Source organism: Curtobacterium sp. MCBD17_013 (genome assembly GCF_003234565.1).
Classification (GTDB): domain Bacteria; phylum Actinomycetota; class Actinomycetes; order Actinomycetales; family Microbacteriaceae; genus Curtobacterium.
Window position 1 is genome coordinate 91,159 of sequence record NZ_QKTU01000008.1, and the last position, 22,419, is coordinate 113,577.

General features: G+C 73.3%; 23 protein-coding genes. 15 read left to right on the plus strand and 8 right to left on the minus strand.

Translation table 11 applies throughout. From position 1 onward, the window contains the following. Positions 1 to 7 precede the first annotated feature (7 nt). Both DEI81_RS10350 and DEI81_RS10355 read right to left on the minus strand, forming a co-directional pair. A complete protein-coding gene (locus DEI81_RS10350; RefSeq protein ID WP_111010644.1) occupies positions 8 to 1,369 on the minus strand; it encodes an MFS transporter in 1,362 nt (453 codons plus the stop codon). Next, the gene (locus tag DEI81_RS10355; RefSeq protein WP_220035674.1) at positions 1,366 to 1,989 is read right to left on the minus strand and encodes a helix-turn-helix domain-containing protein; all 624 of its coding nucleotides are present in this window, start codon (positions 1,987 to 1,989) and stop codon (positions 1,366 to 1,368) included. Before DEI81_RS10355 ends, DEI81_RS10350 begins: the two co-directional genes overlap by 4 nt. Before the next feature lie 141 nt (positions 1,990 to 2,130). On the opposite strand from DEI81_RS10355, the gene DEI81_RS10360 reads away from it, so the two are divergent. Then, positions 2,131 to 3,126 carry a Ku protein gene (locus DEI81_RS10360; protein ID WP_111010646.1) on the plus strand — a complete coding sequence of 332 codons (996 nt, stop codon included), beginning with the start codon at positions 2,131 to 2,133 and terminating at the stop codon, positions 3,124 to 3,126. A gap of 116 nt (positions 3,127 to 3,242) precedes the next feature. After that, entirely contained in the window at positions 3,243 to 4,010 is a 768-nt protein-coding gene (locus DEI81_RS10365) for an SDR family NAD(P)-dependent oxidoreductase (RefSeq protein ID WP_111010647.1), read from the plus strand. Between the two features lie 59 nt (positions 4,011 to 4,069). Here DEI81_RS10365 and DEI81_RS10370 read toward each other — a convergent pair whose 3' ends face one another. Both DEI81_RS10370 and DEI81_RS10375 read right to left on the minus strand, forming a co-directional pair. Further along, positions 4,070 to 4,591, minus strand: a complete 522-nt coding sequence (locus DEI81_RS10370) for a DUF6328 family protein (protein WP_111010648.1) — start codon at positions 4,589 to 4,591, stop codon at positions 4,070 to 4,072. 66 nt (positions 4,592 to 4,657) lie between these two features. Further along, complete coding sequence (locus DEI81_RS10375) at positions 4,658 to 5,626, minus strand: glycosyltransferase family 9 protein (RefSeq protein WP_111010649.1); 969 nt, start codon at positions 5,624 to 5,626, stop codon at positions 4,658 to 4,660. Positions 5,627 to 5,729: 103 nt separating this feature from the next. On the opposite strand from DEI81_RS10375, the gene DEI81_RS10380 reads away from it, so the two are divergent. From DEI81_RS10380 to DEI81_RS10420, 9 genes are all read left to right on the plus strand, one after another. After that, positions 5,730 to 6,737 carry a hypothetical protein gene (locus tag DEI81_RS10380; RefSeq protein WP_111010650.1) on the plus strand — a complete coding sequence of 336 codons (1,008 nt, stop codon included), beginning with the start codon at positions 5,730 to 5,732 and terminating at the stop codon, positions 6,735 to 6,737. After that, on the plus strand, positions 6,734 to 7,507 hold the full coding sequence (locus tag DEI81_RS10385) for a hypothetical protein (protein ID WP_111010651.1): 774 nt from the start codon (positions 6,734 to 6,736) through the stop codon (positions 7,505 to 7,507). Before DEI81_RS10380 ends, DEI81_RS10385 begins: the two co-directional genes overlap by 4 nt. A 33-nt stretch (positions 7,508 to 7,540) precedes the next feature. Beyond that, positions 7,541 to 8,194, plus strand: coding sequence for an HAD-IIIA family hydrolase (locus DEI81_RS10390; protein WP_111010652.1), 654 nt, complete (start codon positions 7,541 to 7,543; stop codon positions 8,192 to 8,194). After that, a complete protein-coding gene (locus DEI81_RS10395; protein WP_111010653.1) occupies positions 8,191 to 9,249 on the plus strand; it encodes a glycosyltransferase family 9 protein in 1,059 nt (352 codons plus the stop codon). The genes DEI81_RS10390 and DEI81_RS10395 overlap by 4 nt, the downstream gene beginning before the upstream one ends. A gap of 97 nt (positions 9,250 to 9,346) precedes the next feature. Then, entirely contained in the window at positions 9,347 to 10,414 is a 1,068-nt protein-coding gene (locus DEI81_RS10400) for a glycosyltransferase (protein ID WP_111010654.1), read from the plus strand. Further along, positions 10,411 to 11,721 carry a glycosyltransferase gene (locus tag DEI81_RS10405; protein ID WP_111010655.1) on the plus strand — a complete coding sequence of 437 codons (1,311 nt, stop codon included), beginning with the start codon at positions 10,411 to 10,413 and terminating at the stop codon, positions 11,719 to 11,721. Before DEI81_RS10400 ends, DEI81_RS10405 begins: the two co-directional genes overlap by 4 nt. Beyond that, complete coding sequence (locus DEI81_RS10410) at positions 11,718 to 12,356, plus strand: SIS domain-containing protein (protein WP_111010656.1); 639 nt, start codon at positions 11,718 to 11,720, stop codon at positions 12,354 to 12,356. Before DEI81_RS10405 ends, DEI81_RS10410 begins: the two co-directional genes overlap by 4 nt. After that, positions 12,353 to 13,741, plus strand: a complete 1,389-nt coding sequence (locus DEI81_RS10415) for a PfkB family carbohydrate kinase (RefSeq protein ID WP_111010657.1) — start codon at positions 12,353 to 12,355, stop codon at positions 13,739 to 13,741. The genes DEI81_RS10410 and DEI81_RS10415 overlap by 4 nt, the downstream gene beginning before the upstream one ends. Before the next feature lie 97 nt (positions 13,742 to 13,838). Further along, positions 13,839 to 14,543 (plus strand): SDR family oxidoreductase, encoded by a 705-nt coding sequence (locus tag DEI81_RS10420; RefSeq protein ID WP_111010658.1) that lies wholly within the window; start codon positions 13,839 to 13,841, stop codon positions 14,541 to 14,543. A 137-nt stretch (positions 14,544 to 14,680) separates the two neighbouring features. On the opposite strand, the gene DEI81_RS10425 is transcribed toward DEI81_RS10420, so the two are convergent. Next, positions 14,681 to 15,007, minus strand: a complete 327-nt coding sequence (locus DEI81_RS10425; RefSeq protein ID WP_146244074.1) for a hypothetical protein — start codon at positions 15,005 to 15,007, stop codon at positions 14,681 to 14,683. A 139-nt stretch (positions 15,008 to 15,146) separates the two neighbouring features. On the opposite strand from DEI81_RS10425, the gene DEI81_RS16580 reads away from it, so the two are divergent. Genes DEI81_RS16580 through DEI81_RS10435 form a run of 3 tightly spaced genes read left to right on the plus strand, consistent with a single transcriptional unit; the run spans position 15,147 to position 17,720 of the window. Next, positions 15,147 to 16,265 carry a hypothetical protein gene (locus DEI81_RS16580; protein ID WP_258368627.1) on the plus strand — a complete coding sequence of 373 codons (1,119 nt, stop codon included), beginning with the start codon at positions 15,147 to 15,149 and terminating at the stop codon, positions 16,263 to 16,265. Beyond that, positions 16,258 to 17,061 carry a nucleotidyltransferase domain-containing protein gene (locus tag DEI81_RS10430; RefSeq protein WP_258368628.1) on the plus strand — a complete coding sequence of 268 codons (804 nt, stop codon included), beginning with the start codon at positions 16,258 to 16,260 and terminating at the stop codon, positions 17,059 to 17,061. Before DEI81_RS16580 ends, DEI81_RS10430 begins: the two co-directional genes overlap by 8 nt. A gap of 59 nt (positions 17,062 to 17,120) precedes the next feature. Beyond that, the gene (locus DEI81_RS10435) at positions 17,121 to 17,720 is read left to right on the plus strand and encodes an antibiotic biosynthesis monooxygenase (RefSeq protein ID WP_111010706.1); all 600 of its coding nucleotides are present in this window, start codon (positions 17,121 to 17,123) and stop codon (positions 17,718 to 17,720) included. On the opposite strand, the gene DEI81_RS10440 is transcribed toward DEI81_RS10435, so the two are convergent. Continuing rightward, positions 17,686 to 18,867, minus strand: a complete 1,182-nt coding sequence (locus tag DEI81_RS10440) for a glycosyltransferase family 9 protein (protein WP_258368630.1) — start codon at positions 18,865 to 18,867, stop codon at positions 17,686 to 17,688. The two genes, DEI81_RS10435 and DEI81_RS10440, sit on opposite strands and share 35 nt — an antisense overlap. Positions 18,868 to 19,066: 199 nt before the next feature. Next, positions 19,067 to 19,639 carry a TetR/AcrR family transcriptional regulator gene (locus tag DEI81_RS10445; protein ID WP_111010661.1) on the minus strand — a complete coding sequence of 191 codons (573 nt, stop codon included), beginning with the start codon at positions 19,637 to 19,639 and terminating at the stop codon, positions 19,067 to 19,069. A 78-nt stretch (positions 19,640 to 19,717) separates the two neighbouring features. Between DEI81_RS10445 and DEI81_RS10450 the strand changes: the two genes are divergently transcribed. After that, positions 19,718 to 20,620 (plus strand): aldo/keto reductase, encoded by a 903-nt coding sequence (locus DEI81_RS10450; RefSeq protein WP_111010708.1) that lies wholly within the window; start codon positions 19,718 to 19,720, stop codon positions 20,618 to 20,620. 47 nt (positions 20,621 to 20,667) lie between these two features. Here the strand turns inward: DEI81_RS10450 and DEI81_RS10455 are convergent, their stop codons facing one another. Further along, the gene (locus tag DEI81_RS10455) at positions 20,668 to 22,122 is read right to left on the minus strand and encodes a cation:proton antiporter (protein WP_111010662.1); all 1,455 of its coding nucleotides are present in this window, start codon (positions 22,120 to 22,122) and stop codon (positions 20,668 to 20,670) included. Between the last annotated feature and the right edge of the window lie 297 nt (positions 22,123 to 22,419).

Below are 22,419 nucleotides of genomic sequence, written 5' to 3' on the forward strand. Positions count from 1 at the left end.
CGTCCGGTCAACGCTCCCTGCGGGTGACGTCGGCACCAGGGGGGAGCGTCACGAACCCGAGCGCCATCGCGAGCACGTACACGCCGGCCTGGACCTCGAGCAACGGCATCGTGCCGACGACGGCCTGGAGCGCTCCAGCCGCGAGCAGGCCGACGCCCTGCCCGACCGCGACGCCGAGACCGAGCGCGGCGAACACGGCAGGCCGTGCCGCGGCCGACGCCCCCAGTTGCAGCAGGCTCGTGAGCCCGGACCCCATGACGACCCCCGGAGCACCGACCAGGGCGAAGAGCACGACGTACAGCCAGAGCGCGTGCGTCGCGAACGACGCGTTCCAGGCGACGACGGTGAGTCCGGCGAACCCGACGAGTCCGAGCAGTGCGATCCGACGGACGCGGACCCGACCGGCGATCGCGGCGAGCACGAGGCCCGCGCCGATCGCACCGACCGCCTGGACACCCCGGAGCAGGCCGACGTCGGCGTCCGAGCCGGCGAGCCGGTCGCGCACGAAGAACACGAAGAGGACGACGAACATCCCCTGGGCGACGGATGCGGTCGTGACGACGGCGAGTGCGCCGCGCGTGGCGGGGTCGCGGAATGCGCGGAGGAGGCCCTGCGGATGACGTCGGGGCGCGGACGACGTCGGGACGCGGACCGCCGCCTCCGCCGCGCCGGCCGCCTCCGCCGCGCCGGCCGCACCTGCCGCGCGGACGGCGTGGTCCGTCGTCGCCACTGCCGGCCCGGGTCGCGGGAGCCCCGCCAGCACGACGGCCGACACGACGTACGTGGCGAGGTCCACGCCCGCGACGAGCGGCAGGTCCCCGACGACGAGGAGCACGCCGCCGAGCGGCCCGCCGACCAGCCGGCCGACGTCCTGGTTCAGCCCGACGAGCGCGTTGGCGGACACCACGCGGTCGGGACCGACGAGCGTCGGGAGCAGTGTGTTCTTCGCGGGCTCGAACACCGCACTGCACACCGCCTGCAGCACGATCACCGCGCACACGACGGTCAGCGCGGTGCCGGCCGGCAGGCCCTTCCCACCCACCAGGAGCAGCGGCACCAGCCCGCAGGCCTGGACGACGTTCACCGTCACCATCAGCCGCCGGGGGTCGGTCCGGGCGAGGATCCGTGGCACCACCGGTGCCAGGAGGATCGGTGGGAGCAGTTCGAGGAGGAACGCGACGGACGTCGTCAGCGCCGAGCCGCTGAGCCGGAGGACGACGAGCGGCAGCGCGATGAACAGGAGCCAGTCTCCGCCGTCGGACACGACGCCCGCGGTCCACAGACGTCGGAACGCGGGGACCGCGAGCGCGGAGCCCGCGAGGCGGCCTGGTGCCGGGCCTCCCGGCCGGGGCGCGGTGCGGGTGGTCATGCGGCGGGGCCGGACCGTGCGGCGGCTGGGTCGAAGCCGGGCCGCGGGAAGGCGGTGAGTGTCACGTGGACGTGCGCGGCGTCGTCGGGCGCGACGTCGCGGATCGGCGCGATGTACGGGCGCACGATCGCGTCGATCCTGGCGACGACGTCGGCGAGTTCGTCGGGGGTGATCCGGAGTCCGTACTGGGCGTGCACGTCCGCCGACCGCCAGACCTCGGGGAGCGTGTCCCGGGTGCGGAGGTGCTCGCGCGCCAGCTGGTGGTCGAGCTGGAGCGCCGCGGCGAGCATCGCGTCGAGGCCGACACGGTCGGCGGGGTCGGTGTCGTCGTTCGTGAACCCGGTGATCGTCGCGCGCCAGGGGCGGGTCCGGCCGTCGGTGGCGTGCGCAGGCTCGACGAGTCCGTGCGCGGCGAGGACGCGGAGGTGGTAGCTGCAGTTCGAGGGCGAGTCCCCGACCGCACGAGCGCACTCCGAGGCGGTCGCGGGTCCGGCGGACATGAGGTAGGCGAGGACGTCGAGGCGCACGGGGTGAGCGAGTGCGTCGAGGACGGCGGGGTCGCTGATGTCCGGGCGGTGTTCCGCCCTCGGGGCCCGGTCGGGCTGCTCGTGCTCGTCCACGTGTGCTCCGTCCTGGTCTGAAAGAGGCTTTCGGATCGTACGGTCCATCCCGCTGATCTGCAAGGGCCTTTCAGATCCCCTCCCGCTGGTGGTCCGCGGAGAACCGGTGCGCCCTGACCCGAGCACGGGCATCATGGCCCCATGAGGTCGATCTGGAAGGGTTCCATCGCGTTCGGGCTGGTCAACGTGCCGATCAAGGTCTACGCGGCGACGGAGACCCACGACATCGCGCTGCACCAGGTCCACGACGAGGACAACGGCCGCATCCGGTACAAGCGCGTGTGCGAGCTCGGTCACGACGTCGACTACGAGCACATCCAGCGCGCCTACGACGACGGCGACAAGACGGTCGTGCTCACCGCGGACGACCTGAAGACGCTGCCCGAGGAGCAGTCCCACGAGATCGAGGTGCTCGAGTTCGTGCCGAGCGACCAGGTGGACCCGATCTCGTACGAGAAGTCCTACTACCTCGAGCCGGACTCGCGGTCGCCCAAGGCGTACGTCCTGCTCCGCGAGACCCTCGATCGCACCGACCGGACCGCCATCGTGCAGTTCACGCTCCGGCAGAAGACCCGGCTCGGTGCCCTTCGGGTGCACGACGACGTCCTCGTCCTGCAGGGGCTGCTGTGGGGGGACGAGGTCCGCGCAGCCGACTTCAAGGCCCTCGACACGGACGTCAAGGTCTCGGCGAACGAGCTGAAGATGTCGTCCTCACTCGTCGACAGCATGTCCACCGACTACGACCCGAGCAAGTACACCGACGAGTACCAGGAGCAGCTGCAGCAGCTCATCGACGCGAAGCTCGAAGCGGGCGACGACGTCGACACCGCCGCGACCTTCGGTGAGCAGCCGGACGAGGACGAGGGCGACGGCGGTGACGTCATCGACCTCATGGCGGCGTTGCGCGCGTCGGTCGACCGGAACCGCGCCTCCCGGTCGAGCCGGGGTGGTCGATCGGCCGATGACGACGCGGCGGCCGAGGACGACCCCGAGCCGCGGCGGAAGGCACCGGCCGGGAAGGCGGCCTCGAAGGCGTCGTCGAAGACGTCCGCCGCGAAGGCGTCGTCGTCGACCGCGGGTGCGAAGGGCGAGAAGAAGGTGCCTGCCGCTCGGTCCCGCTCGAAGAAGGCCAGCTGAGCGGTCCTTCACCCGACGGTCGCTCGCCCGAGGTCGGGCGGCAGCACTCCGCGCGTACGTTCGGCGGCGCTGGTCCGAGCGCCTGCTCGACGGCTCGACGGAGCGAGGAGACCGAGATGTTGCTGGACGGAACGACGATCGTGGTCACGGGTGGCAACAGCGGGATCGGCGAGCAGATCTGCCTCGCCGCGGCCGCCGAGGGGGCCAACATCGTCATCGACTACGTCGTGCACCCCGAGGCGACGGACGCCCTCATCGCGAAGATCGAGCAGGCCGGTGGCAAGGCCGTCGGCGTCGAGGCGGACATCACGAAGGCCGACGACCTGCACCGCATGGTGCAGACCGCGGTCGACACCTACGGGCGGCTCGACGTGCTCGTGAACAACGCGGGTGTCGAGGACCGCAAGTCCCTGCTCGAGGAGACCGAGGAGGGCTACGACCGCGTCATGGCGATCAACATGAAGAGCGCGTTCTTCGGCTCGCAGGCGGCGGCGAAGCAGTTCGTGGCGCAGGGCGGCGGCGGGCTCATCCTCAACATCTCGAGCGTGCACGAGGACTGGCCGATGCCGGGCAACCTCGCCTACTGCGTCGCCAAGGGCGGCATGCGGATGCTCGCCCGGAGCGGTGGCGTCGAGCTCGGGCCCCACGGCATCCGCATGGTGAACATCGCGCCCGGCGCCGTGGACACGCCGATCAACACCGCGACGACCTCGGACGCCGACAAGCTCAGGCAGCTCGACGCCGCGATCCCGCTCGGTCGGCTCGCCGAGCCGAGGGAGATCGCCGAGGTCGTCGTCTTCCTCGCGTCCGGCAAGGCCGGGTACATGACGAGCACCACCGTCACCGTCGACGGCGGGATCTCGCAGGGCAGCGTCGGGCTCTGACCGCGGGGCTCTGACCGCGGGGCTCTGACCGCGGGGCTCTGACCGCGGGTCCGCCGCGATCAGCTCCGAGGCACCTCGCCGTCCTCCTGGTCGTCGTGGCGAGTCCGCCGGGCCGCCAGGGGCACCCCGATCCAGAGCACCGCGGTCGCGACGAACACGACGACGCCGCCGATCACACCCATCGTGTGTCCCAGGACGACGTCGAACACGAACAGGACCGTGCCGGCGAACAGCAGCGCGCTCATGACGAGACAGGCGATGAGGATCCGGTTGCCGAAGCGCACGAGGTCGTGCTTCTGCCGCTGCCCGAACAGGAGGCGGTGGGTCGAGACCGCGCCCAGCGCCAGGATCGTGATGCCGGCCGCGAGGATGACGAGCACGAGGTAGATCGCGATCTCACCGTCGTCGAGGATGCTGAAGCGCTGTTGGAACGGCAGCGTGAGCAGGAACCCGGCGAGGATCTGGGTGCCCGTCTGCACGATCCGCAGCTCCTGCTGCATGTCGCGCCAGTTCCGGTCGTACCGCTCCGACCGGGTCTCGTTGCGTGCCCGATCCGCTGCTCCGTCGTCGGTCGTGCTCATGGCCGACCAGGGTAGCCGAGGGGGAGCCCGCACCGGACGCAGCTGTGGGCTGGTGCCGACCCGCGGTCAGGACGCGACGCGCGCCGTGACCTCCGCCACCGCCTCCAGGACGTCGTCGACCGTGACCGCCAGGAGGGCCGGGTCGGGCTCCGTCGCGAACACGTCACCCCGGCGGACGCTCGCGTCCGTCAGCACGACGTGCGGACCAGAGGCCGGCGGGCCCCACTCCTCCGGCGGCGCCGGGCCGAACAGCACGACGCTCGGCACGTGGTACGCCGACGCCAGGTGCGCGGCGCCCGTGTCGACGGTCACGACGACGTGCGCGGCGGCGATGACCGCGGCGAACTCCTGCAGGTCGAGCCGGCCCGCCAGCACGGCGGCCGGTGCCAGGCCGGCCCCCTCGGCGACGGCGGTGGCGCGGTCGACGTCGTCCGCGCCTCCCGTCACGACGACGTCGAGTCCCTGGGCCGCGAGCGCACGGGCGACCGCGGCGAACCGCTCGACCGGCCAGTGCCGCGCGCCGTAGAACGCGCCGACGTGCACGACGGCGGCGTCCCGGACCGCGGGCTCGAGGTCCGGCACGCGGATGTCGACCTCGTCCGGGTCGCCCTCGATCCCGAAGGCGCGGACGAGGCGGATCCACCGCTCCCGCTCGTGCATGCCGTCGAGCCAGGGCAGCCCGTCCTCACCGTGCGCGGCGTGCTTGATGGTGTGCCGGGCCTCCAGGTGCGCGATGATCGCGCGGGACTCCCCGCCGGAGCCGTGCAGGTTCACCGCCACGTCGACGGTGCCGGGTTCGATCGGCATGTCGTGGTCGAGGCCCTGCTGCGCCAGGTGCACGTCGACCCCCGGCAGCAGCTCGACGATCGGGGCGAGCCACGCGGTGGTCGCGAGCGTCATGCGGTGCTCCGGGTACGCGCGGCGCAGTGCGTGCAGCGCGGGCACGGCGATGAGGATGTCACCGAGCTTGATCGCGCGGAGCACGACGAGTTCGGGGCGGCCGTCCGACGGCGGCAGGGCGGGGAGTGCGGGCACGGGTCGACGCTACCGGGAGTGGTGGCGGCGTGTGCCGGCACGGCAACCGCACGGAGTACAACCAAATACGGCTGGAGCCGGATGCAGTTGTAGGATCCGTCCCATGCCCGACCTCGCTGACGCACTGGCCCTCCTCGGGGAGATGGGTCTCGTCGCGCGCCTGGTCGGTCCCCGGACCGTCGCTTGGAACGGCCCGTCGCTGCGTGTTGCTCGAGCGATCGTCCTCGACAGCCCGCCCGCGCCGAGCCGGGTCGAGGCCGCCCTTGGGGCCCTCGACCCGGCCGACCGGACGGCGAGGCTCCTCTACGTCCTCCGACGGGCATCGCCGTCCCTGGTGCGACGCGCGGTGGAGGACCACCGTGTCGCGGTCGTGAGTGTCGACGAAGGCCACCTCGTCGTCGACGGCGACCACTGGCGCCGGGACCGAGCGGCACCGCCGGAGCGGGCGCGTCCCCGAGGTCGGACGCCGTGGGGACGGTTCGCGCTCGGGCGGGTCCTCCTGCGGACGGTGCACCCGCGGACACAGGCCGCGCTCGCCGCGGAGGCCGGGATCACACAGCAGGCCGTCGCGAAGGCGCTCCCCGCCCTCGAGGAGTTCGGAGTCTCGCGGTCGCTCGGCGGCTGGATGTGCGCAGACCCTCCGGCTCTCTGGGACCACTGCGTCGACGACTACCCCGGTCCGGGCGGCCTCCGGCAGGGGTGGATGAGCGCCGCTGCGCTCGACGAGCAAGTCGCCCGGGCCCGCGCGGTCGCGGGACGCGACGTGCTGGTCTCCGGTGATCTCGCGGCGGATGCGCTCGTCCCGTGGCGTCGCCCGGTCCGCGCCGCGGTGTGGTCGCCCGTCGGCATCGATCTCTCGGCAAGGTCCGTGGTGGCAAACCGCTTGGAGGCCACGCTGCTCCTGACGGTGCCCGAAGACCCGACCGTCGTGGCCACGGCGCGCTCCTGGGCCGAAGCCTCCCCGAGCACGACCGATCCGGTCATCACCGCTTGGGAGATCATGCAGACGCCGGGACCCGACGCGCACGAGGCGGCGCAGGTCCTCCGCGACGCGGTACTCAGCGGGCGGGATCGGAACGCGGTACTCAGCGGGCGGGATCGGGACGCGTGATCCGGATCCGCGCGACCGCCCCGTGCACCTCCGCCGCCGACGACCTGGCCTACGGCGCCTTGGCCGATGCCGTCCGTGCCACAGCCGACCTGGACGACGTGCGCGTCATCGGCGGTCACATGGTCGGTCTCCTGCTCACGGCGTTCCCGGTTCCGGGGCTCGAGGTCCGACGCACTGCCGATGCGGACGCCGGTGTGAGCACCGAGGTCGCGGCTCGTGATGTCGTCCACGCGCGGCTGCTCGATCGGGGGTACGCCACGGCTGGCGGGAACCGCCTCGTGTCGGGAGGGAAGACGATCGACCTCATCGTCGAGACGCCCTACCCGACAGCGCGGCCGAGGACGCTCGGGACGCGTCAGTTCGACAGCACGCTCGGGCTCGACCTCGCCCTCGCCCTCCCACCGATCGTGATCGACACGACGGTCGTCCACCGAGACGGACGTACCGAGCAGCTCGTGGTCCGGGAGCCGACGGTGGAGGCCGCCACCATCCTCAAGAGCGCGGCCGCGATGTCGCGGCACAGCGCGAAGGACCTGATCGATCTGTACCACCTCCTGGCGATCCGTCACGAGCACGGGGCGGAGTCGATCGGGGGATGGCGTCTGGATGAGGAGCCTGCGCGAGGGCACCGCCTCGACGCCGTACGGGTGCTCCGCTCGATCGGGGTCCGCGACAGCCGCTTCGTCGCTGCGGGGGTGCGACCGACGGACTTCGTCGCACTCGTCCGCGAGTACGTGGCGCAGGACGACCCCGACGCGCCGGGCGCGTGACGGGGACCGGCCGGACCGGGTAGGAATCGGTGCATGAGCCTGCGCACGCACCGCCCCCCTCGCGCTGTCCTCTTCGACCGCGACGGCACCCTCGTGGTCGACGTGCCCTACAACACGGACCCGGACCTCGTGGAGCCGGTGCCGGGGGCCCGCCGCGCGGTCCAAGCGCTCCGTGCCGCGGGGGTCGCGGTCGGTGTCGTGACGAACCAGTCGGCGATCGCCCGGGGGACCGCGACCCGCGACCAGGTCGACGCGGTGAACGCCCGGGTGGACGAGCTCATCGGTCCGTTCGACGTGTGGGAGGTCTGCCCGCACGGTCCGGACGACGACTGCGACTGCCGGAAGCCCCGTCCGGGGATGGTCGTCAACGCCGCGGAACGCCTCGGCGTCGCGCCCGAGGAGTGCGTCGTCATCGGGGACATCGGCGCGGACATGGGCGCGGCGCGCAACGCGGGAGCGGCCGGCATCCTCGTTCCCACCGAGGTCACCCGGGCCGAGGAGATCGACGAGGCGGACGTCGCCACGGAGTCGCTCGTCGACGCGGTCGCGCTCGTGCTCCACTCGCTGCGCCACGGCCGCCAGGGTGACCTCGCCGCACGGGCGGAGCGCGCCGGGGCGGAGCGCGCGGCGGCGGAGCGCGCGGCGGCGGAGCGCGCCGGGGCGGAGCGCGCCGGGACCGGGCGGTGACGCGCCGGGTCCTCGTCGTCCGGCTCGACAGCTTCGGAGACGTCCTCGTCGGCGGACCCGCGGTCCGGGCCGTCGCCGCGGCTCCGGACACCGAGGTGTGGATGCTCTGCGGCCCCCAGGGGGCTCCCGCGGGGCGGCTCCTGCCGGGCGTGGACGAACTCCGGGTCTGGGCCTGCCCCTGGATCACCGAGACCGACCGGCCGGTCGACGCCGCGATGCTCGCCGAGTTCGACGCGATCGTCCAGGAGGCTCGGCCCGACGAGGCCATCGTCCTCACCTCGTTCCACCAGTCGCCCCTCCCGGTCGCGCTCCTCCTCCGCCTGGCGGGGGTCGCGAGGATCACCGGGGCGTCGGTCGACCACGCGGGGGCACTGCTCGACGTGCGACTCCGGCCGGGCGAGGACTTCCCCGAGGACCAGCCCGAACCCGAGCGTGCGCTGGAGATCGCCCGAGCGGCGGGGTACGCGCTGCCGGACGGGGACGACGGCCGGCTCGCGGTCATCCACGACCCGGCGGACCTGCCCCCGGAGCTCGACGGGCTCGGACCGTACGTCGTGGTGCACCCCGGCGCGAGCGTCCCGGCGCGGTCGTGGCCGGTCGATCTGCACGCCGCGCTCGTGGAGCGGCTCGCCGCCCTCGGACACACCGTGGTCGTGACCGGCAGCCCGGGCGAGCGTGACCTCACGGCTGCCGCCGCAGGGGCCTCGGGCATCGACCTCGGGGGCCGGACGAGCCCGGCGGCACTGGCGTCGGTGCTCGCGGGCGCCGAGGTCGTCGTCGTCGGGAACACGGGTCCGGCCCACCTCGCCGCGGCCGTCGGGGTCCCGATCGTCAGTCTGTTCTCGCCGGTGGTGCCCGCGGTCCGGTGGGCGCCCTACGGCGTGCCCGTGGAACTGCTCGGCGACCAGCAGGCGCCCTGCCGACTGAGCCGCGCCCGCGAGTGTCCGGTGCCGGGACACCCGTGCCTCCGCTCCGTCGACCCGGAGGCCGTGGTCGCCGCGTGCGCGCGCCTCGCTGGCTGGGAACGGGGCACGTCCGGGGTACAACACTCCTGAGAAGCAGTCCCACCGGGAGGCGAGCAGCAGGAGGAGTGCGTATCGTCCGAATTCCCGGCGTTCCCTCAGCCGGGGACGGACGAGCAGGAGGTATGGCGTGCGGATCCTGGTGTGGCACGTGCACGGCGGCTGGATGGACGCGTTCGTCCGGGGCCAGCACGACTACCTCGTCCCCACCACCCCCGCCCGTGACGCCTGGGGCCTCGGTCGCGCCGACCGGCTCTGGCCCGAGAACGTCGTCGAGATCGCGCCCGAGGCCGTGCGCGACGCCGACGTCGACGTCGTCGTCCTGCAGCGCGCCGAAGAGCTCGCCGAGGCCGAACGCCTGCTCGGTGCCCGTCTCGGCCGCGACGTCCCGGCGGTCTTCGTCGAGCACAACGCCCCGCGGGTCGACGTCCCCGCGTCCCTGCACCCGCTGCGCGACCGGGACGACGTCCTCATCGCGCACGTCACGCACTTCAACGCCCTCATGTGGGACTGCGGCACGACCGCCACGACGGTGATCGAACACGGCGTCGTCGACCCCGGTCCGCGGTACACCGGCACGCTCGAGCGGTTCGGGGTCGTGGTCAACGAGCCCGTCCGCCGGACGCGCGTCGCCGGGACCGACCTCGTGCCGCGGTTCGCGGCGGTCGCTCCCGTCGACGCGTTCGGGATGGGCACCGACCAGCTCCCGGACGCCCTCGGACTCGGTCCGGACCGGCTCGGCGTGATGGGGGACGTCAAGCCCGACCCGATGCACACGCAGCTCGCCGAGCGCCGCGCCTACCTGCACCTCAACCGCTGGACCTCGCTCGGGCTGTCCCTGCTCGAGGCGATGCACATGGCGATGCCGGTGCTCGTCCTCGGCACGACCGAGGCGGCCCGTGCGGTCCCCGCCGAGGCCGGCGCGATTTCGACCGACGTCGAAGACCTCGTCGCCACCGCCCGACACCTCGTCGCCGACCCCGACGAGGCGCGTCGCCGCGGCCTCGTCGCCCGGGAGGCCGTGCTCGCGCGCCACTCCCTGGAGCGATTCCTCGGCGACTGGGACGACCTCCTCGACGGCGTGCAGGAGCGTCACCTCGCAGCACACCACCGATCCGCACCGGCCCCGGCACCGCTCACCGACCTGGTCGGCGCAGCCCCGGTCGCCGATGGCACCGACGGAAGGAACCGCGCATGAAGATCGCCATGGTCTCGGAGCACGCCAGCCCGCTGGCCACGCTCGGGGGCGTCGACGCCGGCGGCCAGAACGTCCACGTCGCAGCCCTGTCCGGGGCGCTCGCCGACCGCGGGCACCAGGTGACGGTCTACACGCGGCGCGACGACGCGACCCTGCCGCGCCGGGTGTCGCTCCGCCCCGGTGTGGACGTCGTGCACGTCGACGCCGGGCCGGCCGAACGCCTGCCGAAGGACGACCTGCTCCAGTACATGGGGCAGTTCGCCTCGTTCCTCGTCGCCGCGTGGACCGTCGACCGCCCCGACATCGTGCACAGCCACTTCTGGATGTCCGGGCTCGCGGCCCTCGACGCAGCACAGCAGCTCGGTGCCCACAGCGACGGGCCGCGCATCCCCGTCGTGCACACGTACCACGCGCTCGGCGTCGTGAAGCGCCGCCACCAGGGCTCGGCCGACACCAGCCCGAACGAGCGCGAGTGGCTCGAACCGGAGGTCGGGCGCCGCGCCGACCAGGTCATCGCGACGTGCTCCGACGAGGCATTCGAGCTCAAGGCCCTCGGCATCCCGAACCGCAGCATCTCGGTGGTGCCCTGCGGGGTCGACGTCGACGCGTTCACGCCGGACGGCCTGACCGAGGTCCGCAGCCGACGGCACCGGGTCGTCACGGCCTCCCGGCTCGTGCAGCGCAAGGGCGTCGGCACGACGATCGACGCGCTCGCCCGCCTCGTGCACGCGGGCCGCGACGTCGAACTCGTCATCGTCGGTGGGGCGGGGACCGCCGGGGCCGACCTCGTGGACGACCCGGAGTACCAGCGCCTCGACGCCCTGGCCACCCGGCTCGGCGTGCGGGACCACGTGACCTTCCGCGGCCAGCTGTCCCAGCGCGAGATCCCGACCGTCCTCCGGAGCGCCGACGTCGTCGTGTGTGCCCCGTGGTACGAGCCGTTCGGGATCGTGCCGCTCGAGGCCATGGCCTGCGGCGTCCCGGTCGTCGCGTCGAGCGTCGGCGGCCTCATCGACACCGTCGTCGAGGACGCCACCGGCCTGCACGTGCCGCCGCGGGACGCCGCCGCGGTCGCCGAGGCCGTCGCCGCGATCCTCGACGACCCCGACCGTCGCGTGGCGTTCGGCCGCGCCGGCCGCGAGCGGGTCGAGTCCCGCTACTCGTGGGCGCGCATCGCCACCGACTCCGAGCGGGTGTACGACCGCATCACCGGTCGCCGTTCCACCCGTCCCGGACGTCGCCGTGCCGGTGCCGTCCCCACGCTCGACCCCGCCCCCCTGGGCACCGCCGGAAGGACCCTCCGATGACCATCGACCTGCCCGCCACCACCGCACGGCCGACGTCGGACGAGCCGGCCTCGAGCGCGTCGCTCGTCCTCGACCACATCGCCGCATCCGTCCCGGTCATCGCGTCCCTCGCCGAGCACGGCGACCACATCGCGGCGTGGGCCGACGACCTCGCGTCGCGGCTCGGCCGGGGCCAGCGGCTCCTCGCGGCCGGCAACGGCGGCTCCGCGGCGGAGGCGCAGCACCTGACGAGCGAGCTCGTCGGCCGGTTCGACGGGGACCGTCCCGCCTTCAGTGCGATCTCGTTGCACGCCGAGTCCTCCGCGGTCACCGCGATCGGGAACGACTACGGCTACGAACACGTCTTCGCCCGCCAGGTGCACGCGCACGCCCGCGCCGGCGACGTCCTCGTGCTGCTCTCGACGAGCGGCAAGAGCGAGAACCTGCTCAACGCAGCCCGTGCCGCCCGCTCGATCGGCGTCCGCACCTGGGCGATGACCGGGTCGCGCCCCAACCCCCTCGCCGAGGTCGTCGACGACGCGATCTGCATCGACGGGCCCTCCGCCAACGTGCAGGAGGCCCAGCTCGTCCTCGTGCACGCACTCTGCCGGGCCATGGAGCCCGCGCTCAAGGGACTCCGGGGAGGCCGCCCATGAACGCCCGCACGGACACCACCCGCACGCGGATCGTCGTCGTCGGCGACACCCTGCTCGACGTCGACGTCACCGGGACGTCGGAGCGCCTCAGCCCCGACGCGCCCGTGCCCGTGCTCGACGTGCAGGACGAGGTCCGCCGCGCCGGTGGTGCCGGGCTCGTCGCGACCATGCTCGCGCGCGACGGCCACGACGTCACGCTCGTCACGGTGCTCGGCCAGGACGACCGCGGGGTGGAACTCCGGGACGGCATGCCCGGCGTGCGCGTCGTCGCCGGGGACTCCGGCGTCGCGACCCCCGTCAAGACCCGCGTGCGTGTCGGCGACCACGCGCTCGTCCGCATCGACGAGGCCTGCGCGACGCCGCCCGTGCCGGATGTGACCGCGGACATGACCGCCGCGCTCGAGGGCGCCGACGCGATCGTCGTCGCCGACTACGGCCGTGGCCTCGCCGCCGCTCCCGCGCTCCGGGAGGCCCTGACCCGCGTCGCCGAGACCACCCCCGTCGTGTGGGACCCGCACCCGAAGGGCGCGCAGCCGGTCCCGGGCATTGCCGTCGCCACCCCGAACGCCGCGGAGGCCCGGGGCTTCTCCGGCGCGACCGGCTCGGGCGTGCCCTTCGCCACGGCCGCCGGCGAGCAGCTCGTCGCCGACTGGTCCGCTCACGCGGTCGCCGTCACGATGGGCGAGAAGGGCGCGTTGCTCCGCACCGACGCCGGCGACTCCCGCTTCGTCCCCGCGCCCTCCGTCACCGCGGGCGACCCCTGTGGCGCCGGTGATCGACTCGCGGCCGGCGTCGCCGTCGCGCTCGCGCAGGGCGCCTCGACCGAGGACGCCGTCGCGGCGGGTGTCGCCGACGCCTCCGCCTACCTGGCCTCGGGCGGCGTCGCGTCGCTCCTCGCGCCTCCCGCACCGGTCACCGTGCCGGGCAGTGACCGGGACGCCATCCGGGTCGCCCACGACGTCCGCGCCGCGGGCGGCACCGTGGTCGCGACCGGTGGCTGCTTCGACCTGCTCCACGCCGGCCACGCCCGCACGCTGTCGGCCGCCCGAGCGCTGGGCGACTGCCTCGTGGTCTGCCTCAACTCGGACAGCTCCGTCCGCGGGCTCAAGGGCCCGGACCGGCCGATCATGACGCAGGAGGACCGCGTCGAGCTCCTCCTCGCGCTCGACTGCGTCGACGCCGTCATCGTGTTCGACGAGTCGACGCCCGACGAGGCCCTCCGCCGCTTCCAGCCCGACGTCTGGGCGAAGGGCGGCGACTACTCGGCCGACGAGCTCCCGGAGTCCCGGACCCTCGCCGAGTGGGGTGGGCGCGTCGTCACCGTGCCGTTCCACCCGGGACGCTCCACCACGCGGCTCGCCGCGGCCCTCGAACGCGTCGGGTAGCGCGAGCGCGCACCATCCCGACCACGTCCGGCCGGGAGGCGCGGCAGCCGTCCGCAGCCGCGCCTGCCGTCCGACCGCAGAACCGAAAGGAACACCCATGCCCATCCCCACCACGCCCATCGGCCGCGTGCTCGTCACCGGCGGTGCGAGCGGCCTCGGTGCCGCCGTCGCCGCCGCCGTCGCCGAGGCGGGCGGCACCCCGATCGTGCTCGACCTGAAGACCGACGCGGTCCCGAGCGAGTGGGACAGCGTGGCCGTCGACGTCACCGACACCGCCGCCACCGAGCAGGCCGTGCGCGACGCCGCCGAGCGTCACGGTGGCCTCGACGCCGTCGTCACCGCCGCGGGCATCGACAAGCCGGCCCCGATCGGCGGTATCTCGTCGGGCGACTGGGAGCGCATCGTCGGCGTCAACCTGCTCGGCACCGCCGCGACCGTGCGGGCGGCACTGCCCGCGCTCGAGGCCTCGAACGGCCGCGTCGTCATCATCTCGTCCTCGCTGGCGCTCAAGGGCGTCGGCGACGGCACCGCGTACTCCGCGTCGAAGTTCGGCGTCCGCGGGTTCTCCCAGGCGCTCGCGGCCGAGACCCGTGGCGTCGTCGGCGTGACGAACATCATCCCCGCGGGCATGCGCACCGCGTTCTTCGAGGGCCGCACCGAGCAGTACAAGCCGGGGCCGGACGCCAAGCTCATCGAGCCGGAGTACGTCGCGAACGCGATCATCTTCGCCCTGAGCCAGCCCGCCGGGTGCGAGATCCGCGAGCTCGCGATCATGCCGGCCGAGGAGCCCAGCTGGCCGTAGGCCCGGCCCCCGGCCCGGCCTCCGGCCCGGCCTCCGGTTCCGCCGAGATCGCAGAACACGCCGTTCACCTTCCGAGGTGAGCGGCGTGTTCTGCGATCTCGGCGAAACGCACATGGCGCTTCGTGCGATCTCGGCGGTCAGGACGCCGAGTCGGGCGCGTCCGGGTTCGGGACGACCAGCCGGTGTCCGAGGGTGTGGAGGACGAGTGTCACCGTCGCGGTCGCCACGGCGAGACCGAAGAACACCGCACCGACGCCGAGGTGCACCGCACTGGTCGTGAGGCTGAACGCGTCGAAGCCGCCGGACGCGTGCACCTCGTCGTACGAGCGCACCCAGAACACCACCGCGGTGACGACGAGCCCCAGCGTGAGGATCCAGAGGGCGAACACCGGCCGGTTCGCGAGCCAGCGCGGCGGCGATGGATGGGGGGACGTCGGGTCAGGCCATGAGGGTGACTCGGACACGACTGCATCCTGGCATGCGGGCGGAGGTGGGGAGAGCCTCCCGATCGGGGGGCTGTACCGGGCCGCGCGTGCGACGGCCCCTGCGGTAGCGTGCGCTGACACGACGACGCGGCCGACCGGCCGCAGAGGGGACGCCGCCGTGAGCAACGCCGACCACCGGTCCGAGACCGTCGACCGACCGGACCCGGACCACCAGTACGAGAACGCGATCGGGGAGCGACTCGGGGACCCGGTGTGGGCACGTGTCCGTCCCCTGGTGTTCCGCACGATCATCGGCGCCGTCGTGGCCGCCGGGTTGGTCGGTGTCGTCGCGGTCCTCATCGGGGAGTTCGGGCTCGTCGCGATCCAGCTCCTCCTCACCATCACGGTCGTCATCGTGTTCGCCCTGCTCTCCTGGTACGACGCCGACGTCTCCGCCAAGCGCTCCGGCGCGTTCGCGATGGTGAGCGTGGCGACCTCGATGTACCTGCTCGTGGCGGGCCTCCTGGAGGTCTGGGTGCTCCACGCCGGGCCGTACGGTGCGAACGTCTCCACCGTCGGGGAGCAGTTCTGGCAGTGGATCGGCGCGGTGCTCATCGCCCGCGCCGCACTGCTGCACGTGCACCTGCTGCTCGTCATCCACCGCCGCTACCCCACGCCGCTCCTGCAGGTGGTCGCCAAGGCGACGGTCGTCGTCATCGCGGTGATCGCCGTGCTGCTGTCGATCCCGGTGCTGTTCTCGCACACGCACTTCGCCTCGGGCTACTGGCGCCTGGTGTGGGTGCTCGCGATCCTCGATCTGCTCGGCACCGTCCTCGTGCCCCTGAGCAACGCGCTGTTCCGTCCGCGTGCCGACGATCCGTACAGCCCTCCGACGGACGGCGGCGGCGCCGCTCCGATGCAGTCGGCCGACCGATCGGCGTGGGGCGTCCCAGGCGGGGCCGTCACGCCGGTCAGCCCCGTCGGCACGAGCGATGCCGACCGGGCGGCGCGGTCGGTGCAGGCACCCGTGCCGAACCTCCCGACCGGCTGGGACTCGGTGCCGGCGCCGGTCGTGCCCGAGCAGATCGCGCCCGACTCGTCCACGAACGCAGCCGGGTCGTCGTCCATCGGAGCGGGGACACGTGTTCCGGCGGTCGTGCGCGGTCGAGACGGCCTGCGGTACGCCGCGGCCCCACCCGTCGAGCGGGTCCTCGCGTGGCCGCGGTACGTCGACGGGACGCCGCTGCCCGCGTTGCCGGACGGATCGCCCGACTTCTCGCAGGTGGTCCGTGCCTGACCTGCGGGCGGTCCCCTCGAGCCTCGACTCCTCGGTGGTCGCCGAGATCGACGCGCGACTCGCCAGGGTCGAGACCGAGCACGGGGTCGCCGTTTCGTGGGCGATCGAGAGCGGGAGTCGTGCGTGGGGGTTCCCGTCGCCCGACAGCGACTACGACTGCCGCTTCCTGTTCGTCCGCCCCCGGCATCGCTACCTGGCACTGTGGCCCGATCGAGATGTGATCGAGACCCCGCTCGACGCCGTGTTCGACGTCAACGGGTGGGACCTCGCCAAGACGGTGCGGCTCCTCGTCCGGGGCAACGCCGTCGCGATCGAGTGGCTCCGGTCGCCGATCGTCTACCGGGGCGACGAGGGGTTCCGTGACCGGATGCTCGGGTTCGCGGGCGAGGTCATGCAGCGCGGCGCGATCGGCCGGCACTACCTGCACGTCGCCCGGCAGCAGCAGACCGGTTCGCGCACGCTCAAGCGGTTCTGCTACGTCCTGCGGTGCGCCACGACGCTCCGCTGGCTCGACGACCACCCGGACGGTGTCCTGCCGCCGATGGACCTGCCGACGTTGCTCGACGAGACCACCGTGTCGGCCGAGGTCCGCGACGCGAGCGCCGCGCTGATCGCCGCGAAGGCAGTGACGCGCGAACTGGGGACCGGAGCGCCTCCCACAGTGCTCCAGCGGTACGTCGACGAGGAACTCGAGCGTTCGGCGTCGTTCGACCAGCTCGACGCGGCTGCGGACGTCGCCGATCGTCGCGCGCGTGCCGAGGCGTTCTTCCGCGCGGAGGTCGAGCGCGTGCACTGACGGCGCGGTGCCGGGTCGACGTCACGTGCGGGAAACACGGGCGCGGGATGATCGTCGTCATGACTCCAGCCGAGCCTGGGGACGCCGTCACGCCACAAGCGACCATCGGCCTCCCCGTCACCGTGTCCATCACCCGCCTCGTCGAACCCGACCGGATCCCCGAGGTCACCCGCTGGGTCCAGTCGGGCGTGAACCTCGCGAACCGCTACCCGGGGTTCCTCGGGTCGGGATGGGTCCGCTCGCACGCGACCTCACGCGAGTGGCACATGCTCTACCGGTTCGCCGACCACACGACCCTGGCGACGTGGGAGAACTCGGACGACCGGCTCCGGTGGCTCGACGAGGGGCGCGACCTCGTCGTGGAGTCCCGGGTGGAGAAGCGCACGGGGATCGAGGGGTGGTTCGACGTGCCGCGCGATGCGCCGTCGGACAGCGCACCGCCCCGGTGGAAGCAGGCGGTGTCGATCTGGCTCGGGTTCTTCCCGGTGAACCTCGTGTTCACGCTGCTCGTGACCGCGTTCGTGCCGTTCTGGCCGACGTTCCCGACCGTGCCGAAGGTCCTGCTGACGACGCTCGTCCTCACGCCGGTCATGACGTTCTGGGTGCTGCCGTTCGTGACGCGGCTCATCCGCCCCTGGTTGCTCGCGCCGCGGCGCTGACGGCCGCCGCGTGATCGGGTGCGGTCGCCAGCAGGTCCGCGACGTCGGCGAGCACCACCTCGACCCCGACCTCGGCCACGAACGACGGGTCGTGCTCGCAGCGCTCCGCGGTCCAGCCGACCTGGGTGACGTCGACGCCGCACACGGGGCAGTGCGTCGTGAAGCTCATCTCGACCCGGTGGCGCCCCCGGTCGAACGGCGCCGCGTTGACGACGTTGCCGAACCAGAAGATCCCGACCGTGCGGGTGCCGACCGCGACCGCGAGGTGCCGCGGCCCCGAGTCGTCGGCGACCATGACGTCCGCGATCGCGAGTGTCCCCGGGAGCTCCCCGAGGCCGAGCACCCCCGCGAGGTCGACGATCTGCCCGGGGCTGTCCGGACCCGCGATGTCGGTGGCCGAGCGCGCGATGGTGATCGCCGCCTCCCGGTCCGACTCGTCGCCGACGACGATGACGACGTCGCCCTGGGCCATGCGGGCGGCCGCCACCGCGGCGAAGCGTTCCTCGGGCCAACGGCGCCGGGGGTCCGTCGCGCCGGGGTGGACCGCGACGATCCGGCGCCCGGCGAGCGGTGCGCCGATCGCGTCCTCGATCCGGGCGACGGCGGCCGCGCGCTCGTCGTCGGACACGTGGACGACGGGATCGAGCACGACGGGTGCGGCACCGGCGAGCCCGGCGACCTCGAGCGCCCGGAGCACCTCGTGCTGGTAGTAGACGTAGCGGACCCAGCGCTCGAGGACCTCGGCGTCCTCGGTCGCGGTGCCGACGGTGTGTCGTGCGCCGAGGCGCAGCAGGAACGGATTGGAGTTCCGGCCGCCGCCGTGCACCTGGACGGCGAGGTCGAAGCGCCCGTGCAGTCGGGCGGTGAACGCGTCGACCTCGGCGGGGTCGGACTCCTGCCCGGCGACCTCGCGGACACCCGGCGCCACGGGGAGCACCTCGACGGCGTCGATCGACGAGGGCCGGTCGGCGAGCAGCGCGGCGGCCATGGGCGTGCCGAGGAGGGTGATGCGGGCCTCCGGGTACGCGGCGGCGAGCGCGTCGATCGCCGGCATGGCGAACAGCAGGTCCCCGAGTCCACCGCCGCGCAGGACCGCGATCTCGCGCACGTCCTCGAACGCGGGCTGTGCTTGACCGATCGGGAACACCGGGCCTCCTCGTGGTGCGGCACGCCGGACGGCGCGCGCGTGCGCCCTCCTGTCTACCGGGAGGCGCTGGGTGGCGTTCCGCGCGCCGTGGTCACGTCGCCGGCCGGCGCCGCTCCTTGATCGAACCGCCCGATGCCGGTCGAACACCCGTGTTCCGCGGTTCGAACGGACGGGGCCGGTTCCAAGTGGCGCCGCGCGGTCAGGGCCGGAGGCCCGACACGAGCAGGTCGAGCAACCGCCCGACCTGCTCCTGGTCCTCCACGCCCGCGGTCGCGAGGAACACCCCGACCAGCGCGGCGGTGACGTCGTCGGCGGGGACCGCCGGGCGCAGGACGCCGAGGGCCGCCCCGGCGGCGAGGATCGTGGCGATCGCGGCGTTGACGCGCTCGCGGGTCCGGGCGCTCCCGACGGCGTCGCGGAAGGCCCCGGCACGGAGGGTCTCTGCCATGCCGCGCTTCGTGACGACGAACGCGGCGTACCGGTCCATGAAGGTCCGCAGGGCGACGTCGGGCGTGTGGGTGGCGAGGAGTGGTTCGACGGTGGCGAGGACCGACGTGAGCTCGGTGTCGTAGACCGCGGCGACCAGGTCCTCGCGGGTCGGGAAGTGGCGGTAGAGCGTGCCGATCCCGACGCCGGCGGCGCGCGCGATCCCCTCGAGCGACGCGTCCTGGCCGGTGTCGGTGAAGGACGCGCGTGCGACCTCGACGATCCTGGCGCGGTTGCGCGCGGCATCGGCGCGCGGACGACGCGCGGGCGGGGGAGCGGACGACAAAGCGGAGGTACCTCCGGATCAGTGGTAGCGTCGCGGAGAGCGGAGGATCCTCCGTTTCCGACGGCGACAGGAGCCATGATGGCAGACCACACGACGATCCCCGGAGGGACGGCGACGCTCGCCGGGCGCGCGATCGCTCGCATCGGGTACGGCGCGATGGCGCTCGAACGGTTCGACGACGACCGGGAGGCCGGGGCGGCGTTCCTCCGTCACGCCGTCGAGCTCGGGGCGGACCACATCGACACTGCCGAGTTCTACGGCGACGGGGTCGCGAACGACGTCATCCGTCGGGCGATCGGGTCCTCGGACGCCGTGGCGGTCGTCAGCAAGGTGGGAGCGGTCCGCGTCGACGCGCCGATCCCGCTCGTACTGGCGCAGCGACCGGAGGAACTCCGTGCGCAGGTCGAGGCGAACCTCCGCACGCTCGGACGCGATCGACTCGACGTCGTCAACCTCCGCCGCCCCGAGATCGGCCCCGGTCTCACCGTGCCGGACGAGGACCTCGTCGACCTCGACGACCAGCTGGCCGAGATGACCGCGATGCGCGACGAGGGGCTGATCGGCGGGATCGGGCTCAGCGCGGTGCGGATCGAGAGCCTCCGGCGGGCGCTCCCGGTCGGCGTGGTCTGCGTGCAGAACGCGTACTCCCTCGTCGCCCGCGAGTTCGAGGCGATGCTCACGCTCTGCGTCGCCGAGGACATCGCCTGGGTGCCGTTCTTCCCGCTCGGCAGCGGATTCCCCGGCCTGCCGAAGGTGACGGACGAACCCGCGGTGCAGCGGATCGCGGCCGAGCTGGGGGCCTCCCCGGCGCAGGTCGGCCTGGCCTGGCTGCTCGGGCACGCGCCGAACACGCTGCTGATCCCCGGAACAGCGAACGCCGACCACCTCGCGGAGAACCTGGCGGCGGGCGCGGTGGAGCTCACGGCCGAGCAGACCGCTGCCCTCGATGCGCTGGCGCCCGCGGCCGGCGCGCAGCGCTGACCGGACTCACGGGCGCGCGGCCGCACCGTGCGCGGGTCGTCTCCCGCTCAGGGCGCGTCGAACAGCCGATCCAGACCGCCCTCGTCGTCCGCGAGGGCGAGGACCTCGTCACCCTCGTGCAGGACGGTGTCCCGCCGCAGCCGGATGAGCCGACCCTGCCGACGCACGACGCTGATCCAGCCGTCCTCGCCGTCGAGGAGCTCGTCGACGCGGCGACCGTCCGCCTCGGACCCGTGCTGGACGACATGGCGGTGCAGTCCCTCCGGTTCCGCCGTCAGACGCATGCCGACCGCGAAGGGCTCCGGCTCGCGCACCCGCATCGGGATGTGGAACCGCCGGGCGAAGAACGGGACGAGACCGCCCTGCAGCACCACCGAGCACACCACCACGACGAAGATGATGCCGAACAGCCGGTCCGCGTGTGCCACGCCCGAGGCGAGGATCGAGAGTCCGAGCAGGATCGGCACGGCCCCCTTGAGTCCCGCCCACAGCACGAATGCGCGCTCACCCCACCGCAGGCGCAGGGGGATGGTCAGCGCACCGACGAACAGCGGCCGGACGACGAGGATCAACAGGGCCGCGATGAGGAGCCCCGGCAGGAGGACATCGGGTCGGACGACCGCGGCCACGTCGGTGCTCAGGCCGAGCAGGGTGAACACGACGATCTCCGCCAGGTTCGAGAACCCCGAGCTGAACCGGTCGATCTCGCGCTTGAACGGCGCGCGGACGTCGCCGATCAGGATGCCGGCGAGGAACACGGCGAGGAACCCGGACCCGTGCAGGAGCGTGCCCACCGCGTAGAGCACGACCGCGAATGCGAGTGTCCAGATCGAGTGCAGCGCCTCGTTCGGCAACGCGAGGCGCTGCAAGGCCCACCGGAGCATCAGGCCGCCGAGGACGCCCACGGCCGTGCCGATCAGGAGTTGCAGCACGAACGTCAGGAGGCCCTGGGTCACCGCGTCGAGGCCGGCACCGGTCGCGGCGAGCAGGCTGACCATCAACGCGATGCCGACCGGGTCGTTCGCGCCGGACTCACCCTCGAGGATCGTGCCGGAGCGGCCCGAGATCTCGCGCTTGCCGAGCACGGAGAAGACGACCGCGGGATCGGTGGGGGCGAGTGCGGCCCCGAGCAGCAACGACTGCTGCCACGGGAGCTCGAGCAGGAGGTGTCCAGCGAGCGCGACCCCCGCCGCGGTCACGGCGGTCCCCGCGACCCCGAGCCAGGTGATGGGGCCGAGCGAGTTCCGGAACCGGGACCAGCCGATGTGCATGCCGCCGTCGAAGAGGATGAAGACCAGCGCGACGCTGACGACGTGTTCGTCGAGCACGCGCGGAACGGTCTCGAGCACGGGGAAGAAGGACGACGCCGCGACCGCGGCGATGAGGAACAGCGCGGGCGACGGAACGCGGATGAGGGTGCTGAGGCGACTCGAGACGACGGCCGCGACCGCGGCGAGTCCGGCGAGCCCGACCGCGAGGGTGAACGCGTCGTCCGCGCTCACGGGCAGCGCTCGGCTCGTGGGGCGAGTGACATGGGATCTCCTCGGGAGGGTCGGTCGACGGATCGCCGACCAGTCTTCCCGGCACACCTCACGCGAACGCTCGTCCACCGTACTCCTCGCCCGCGCACCCGCCGGATGCGGACTCCAGGGCGGGCCGTGGTCGGGGGACAGGCGAGCCGAAGGGGGCCGCGATCGCGGACAGTCCCGGGACGGAGGAGCAGTGTGGGTACGTGCGGACCGATGCCCGCGCGCGTCGACGATGACGGAACGCCCATGACCGTGCCCTCGGCCGGTCGT

Coding starts and splice junctions, on each gene's coding strand:
- DEI81_RS10350 (WP_111010644.1), bottom strand. CDS start 1,369: ATGACCACCCGCACCGCGCCCCGGCCGGGAGGCCCGGCACCAGGCCGC.
- DEI81_RS10360 (WP_111010646.1), top strand. CDS start 2,131: ATGAGGTCGATCTGGAAGGGTTCCATCGCGTTCGGGCTGGTCAACGTG.
- DEI81_RS10365 (WP_111010647.1), top strand. CDS start 3,243: ATGTTGCTGGACGGAACGACGATCGTGGTCACGGGTGGCAACAGCGGG.
- DEI81_RS10370 (WP_111010648.1), bottom strand. CDS start 4,591: ATGAGCACGACCGACGACGGAGCAGCGGATCGGGCACGCAACGAGACC.
- DEI81_RS10380 (WP_111010650.1), top strand. CDS start 5,730: ATGCCCGACCTCGCTGACGCACTGGCCCTCCTCGGGGAGATGGGTCTC.
- DEI81_RS10390 (WP_111010652.1), top strand. CDS start 7,541: ATGAGCCTGCGCACGCACCGCCCCCCTCGCGCTGTCCTCTTCGACCGC.
- DEI81_RS10405 (WP_111010655.1), top strand. CDS start 10,411: ATGAAGATCGCCATGGTCTCGGAGCACGCCAGCCCGCTGGCCACGCTC.
- DEI81_RS10410 (WP_111010656.1), top strand. CDS start 11,718: ATGACCATCGACCTGCCCGCCACCACCGCACGGCCGACGTCGGACGAG.
- DEI81_RS10415 (WP_111010657.1), top strand. CDS start 12,353: ATGAACGCCCGCACGGACACCACCCGCACGCGGATCGTCGTCGTCGGC.
- DEI81_RS10420 (WP_111010658.1), top strand. CDS start 13,839: ATGCCCATCCCCACCACGCCCATCGGCCGCGTGCTCGTCACCGGCGGT.
- DEI81_RS10435 (WP_111010706.1), top strand. CDS start 17,121: ATGACTCCAGCCGAGCCTGGGGACGCCGTCACGCCACAAGCGACCATC.
- DEI81_RS10450 (WP_111010708.1), top strand. CDS start 19,718: ATGGCAGACCACACGACGATCCCCGGAGGGACGGCGACGCTCGCCGGG.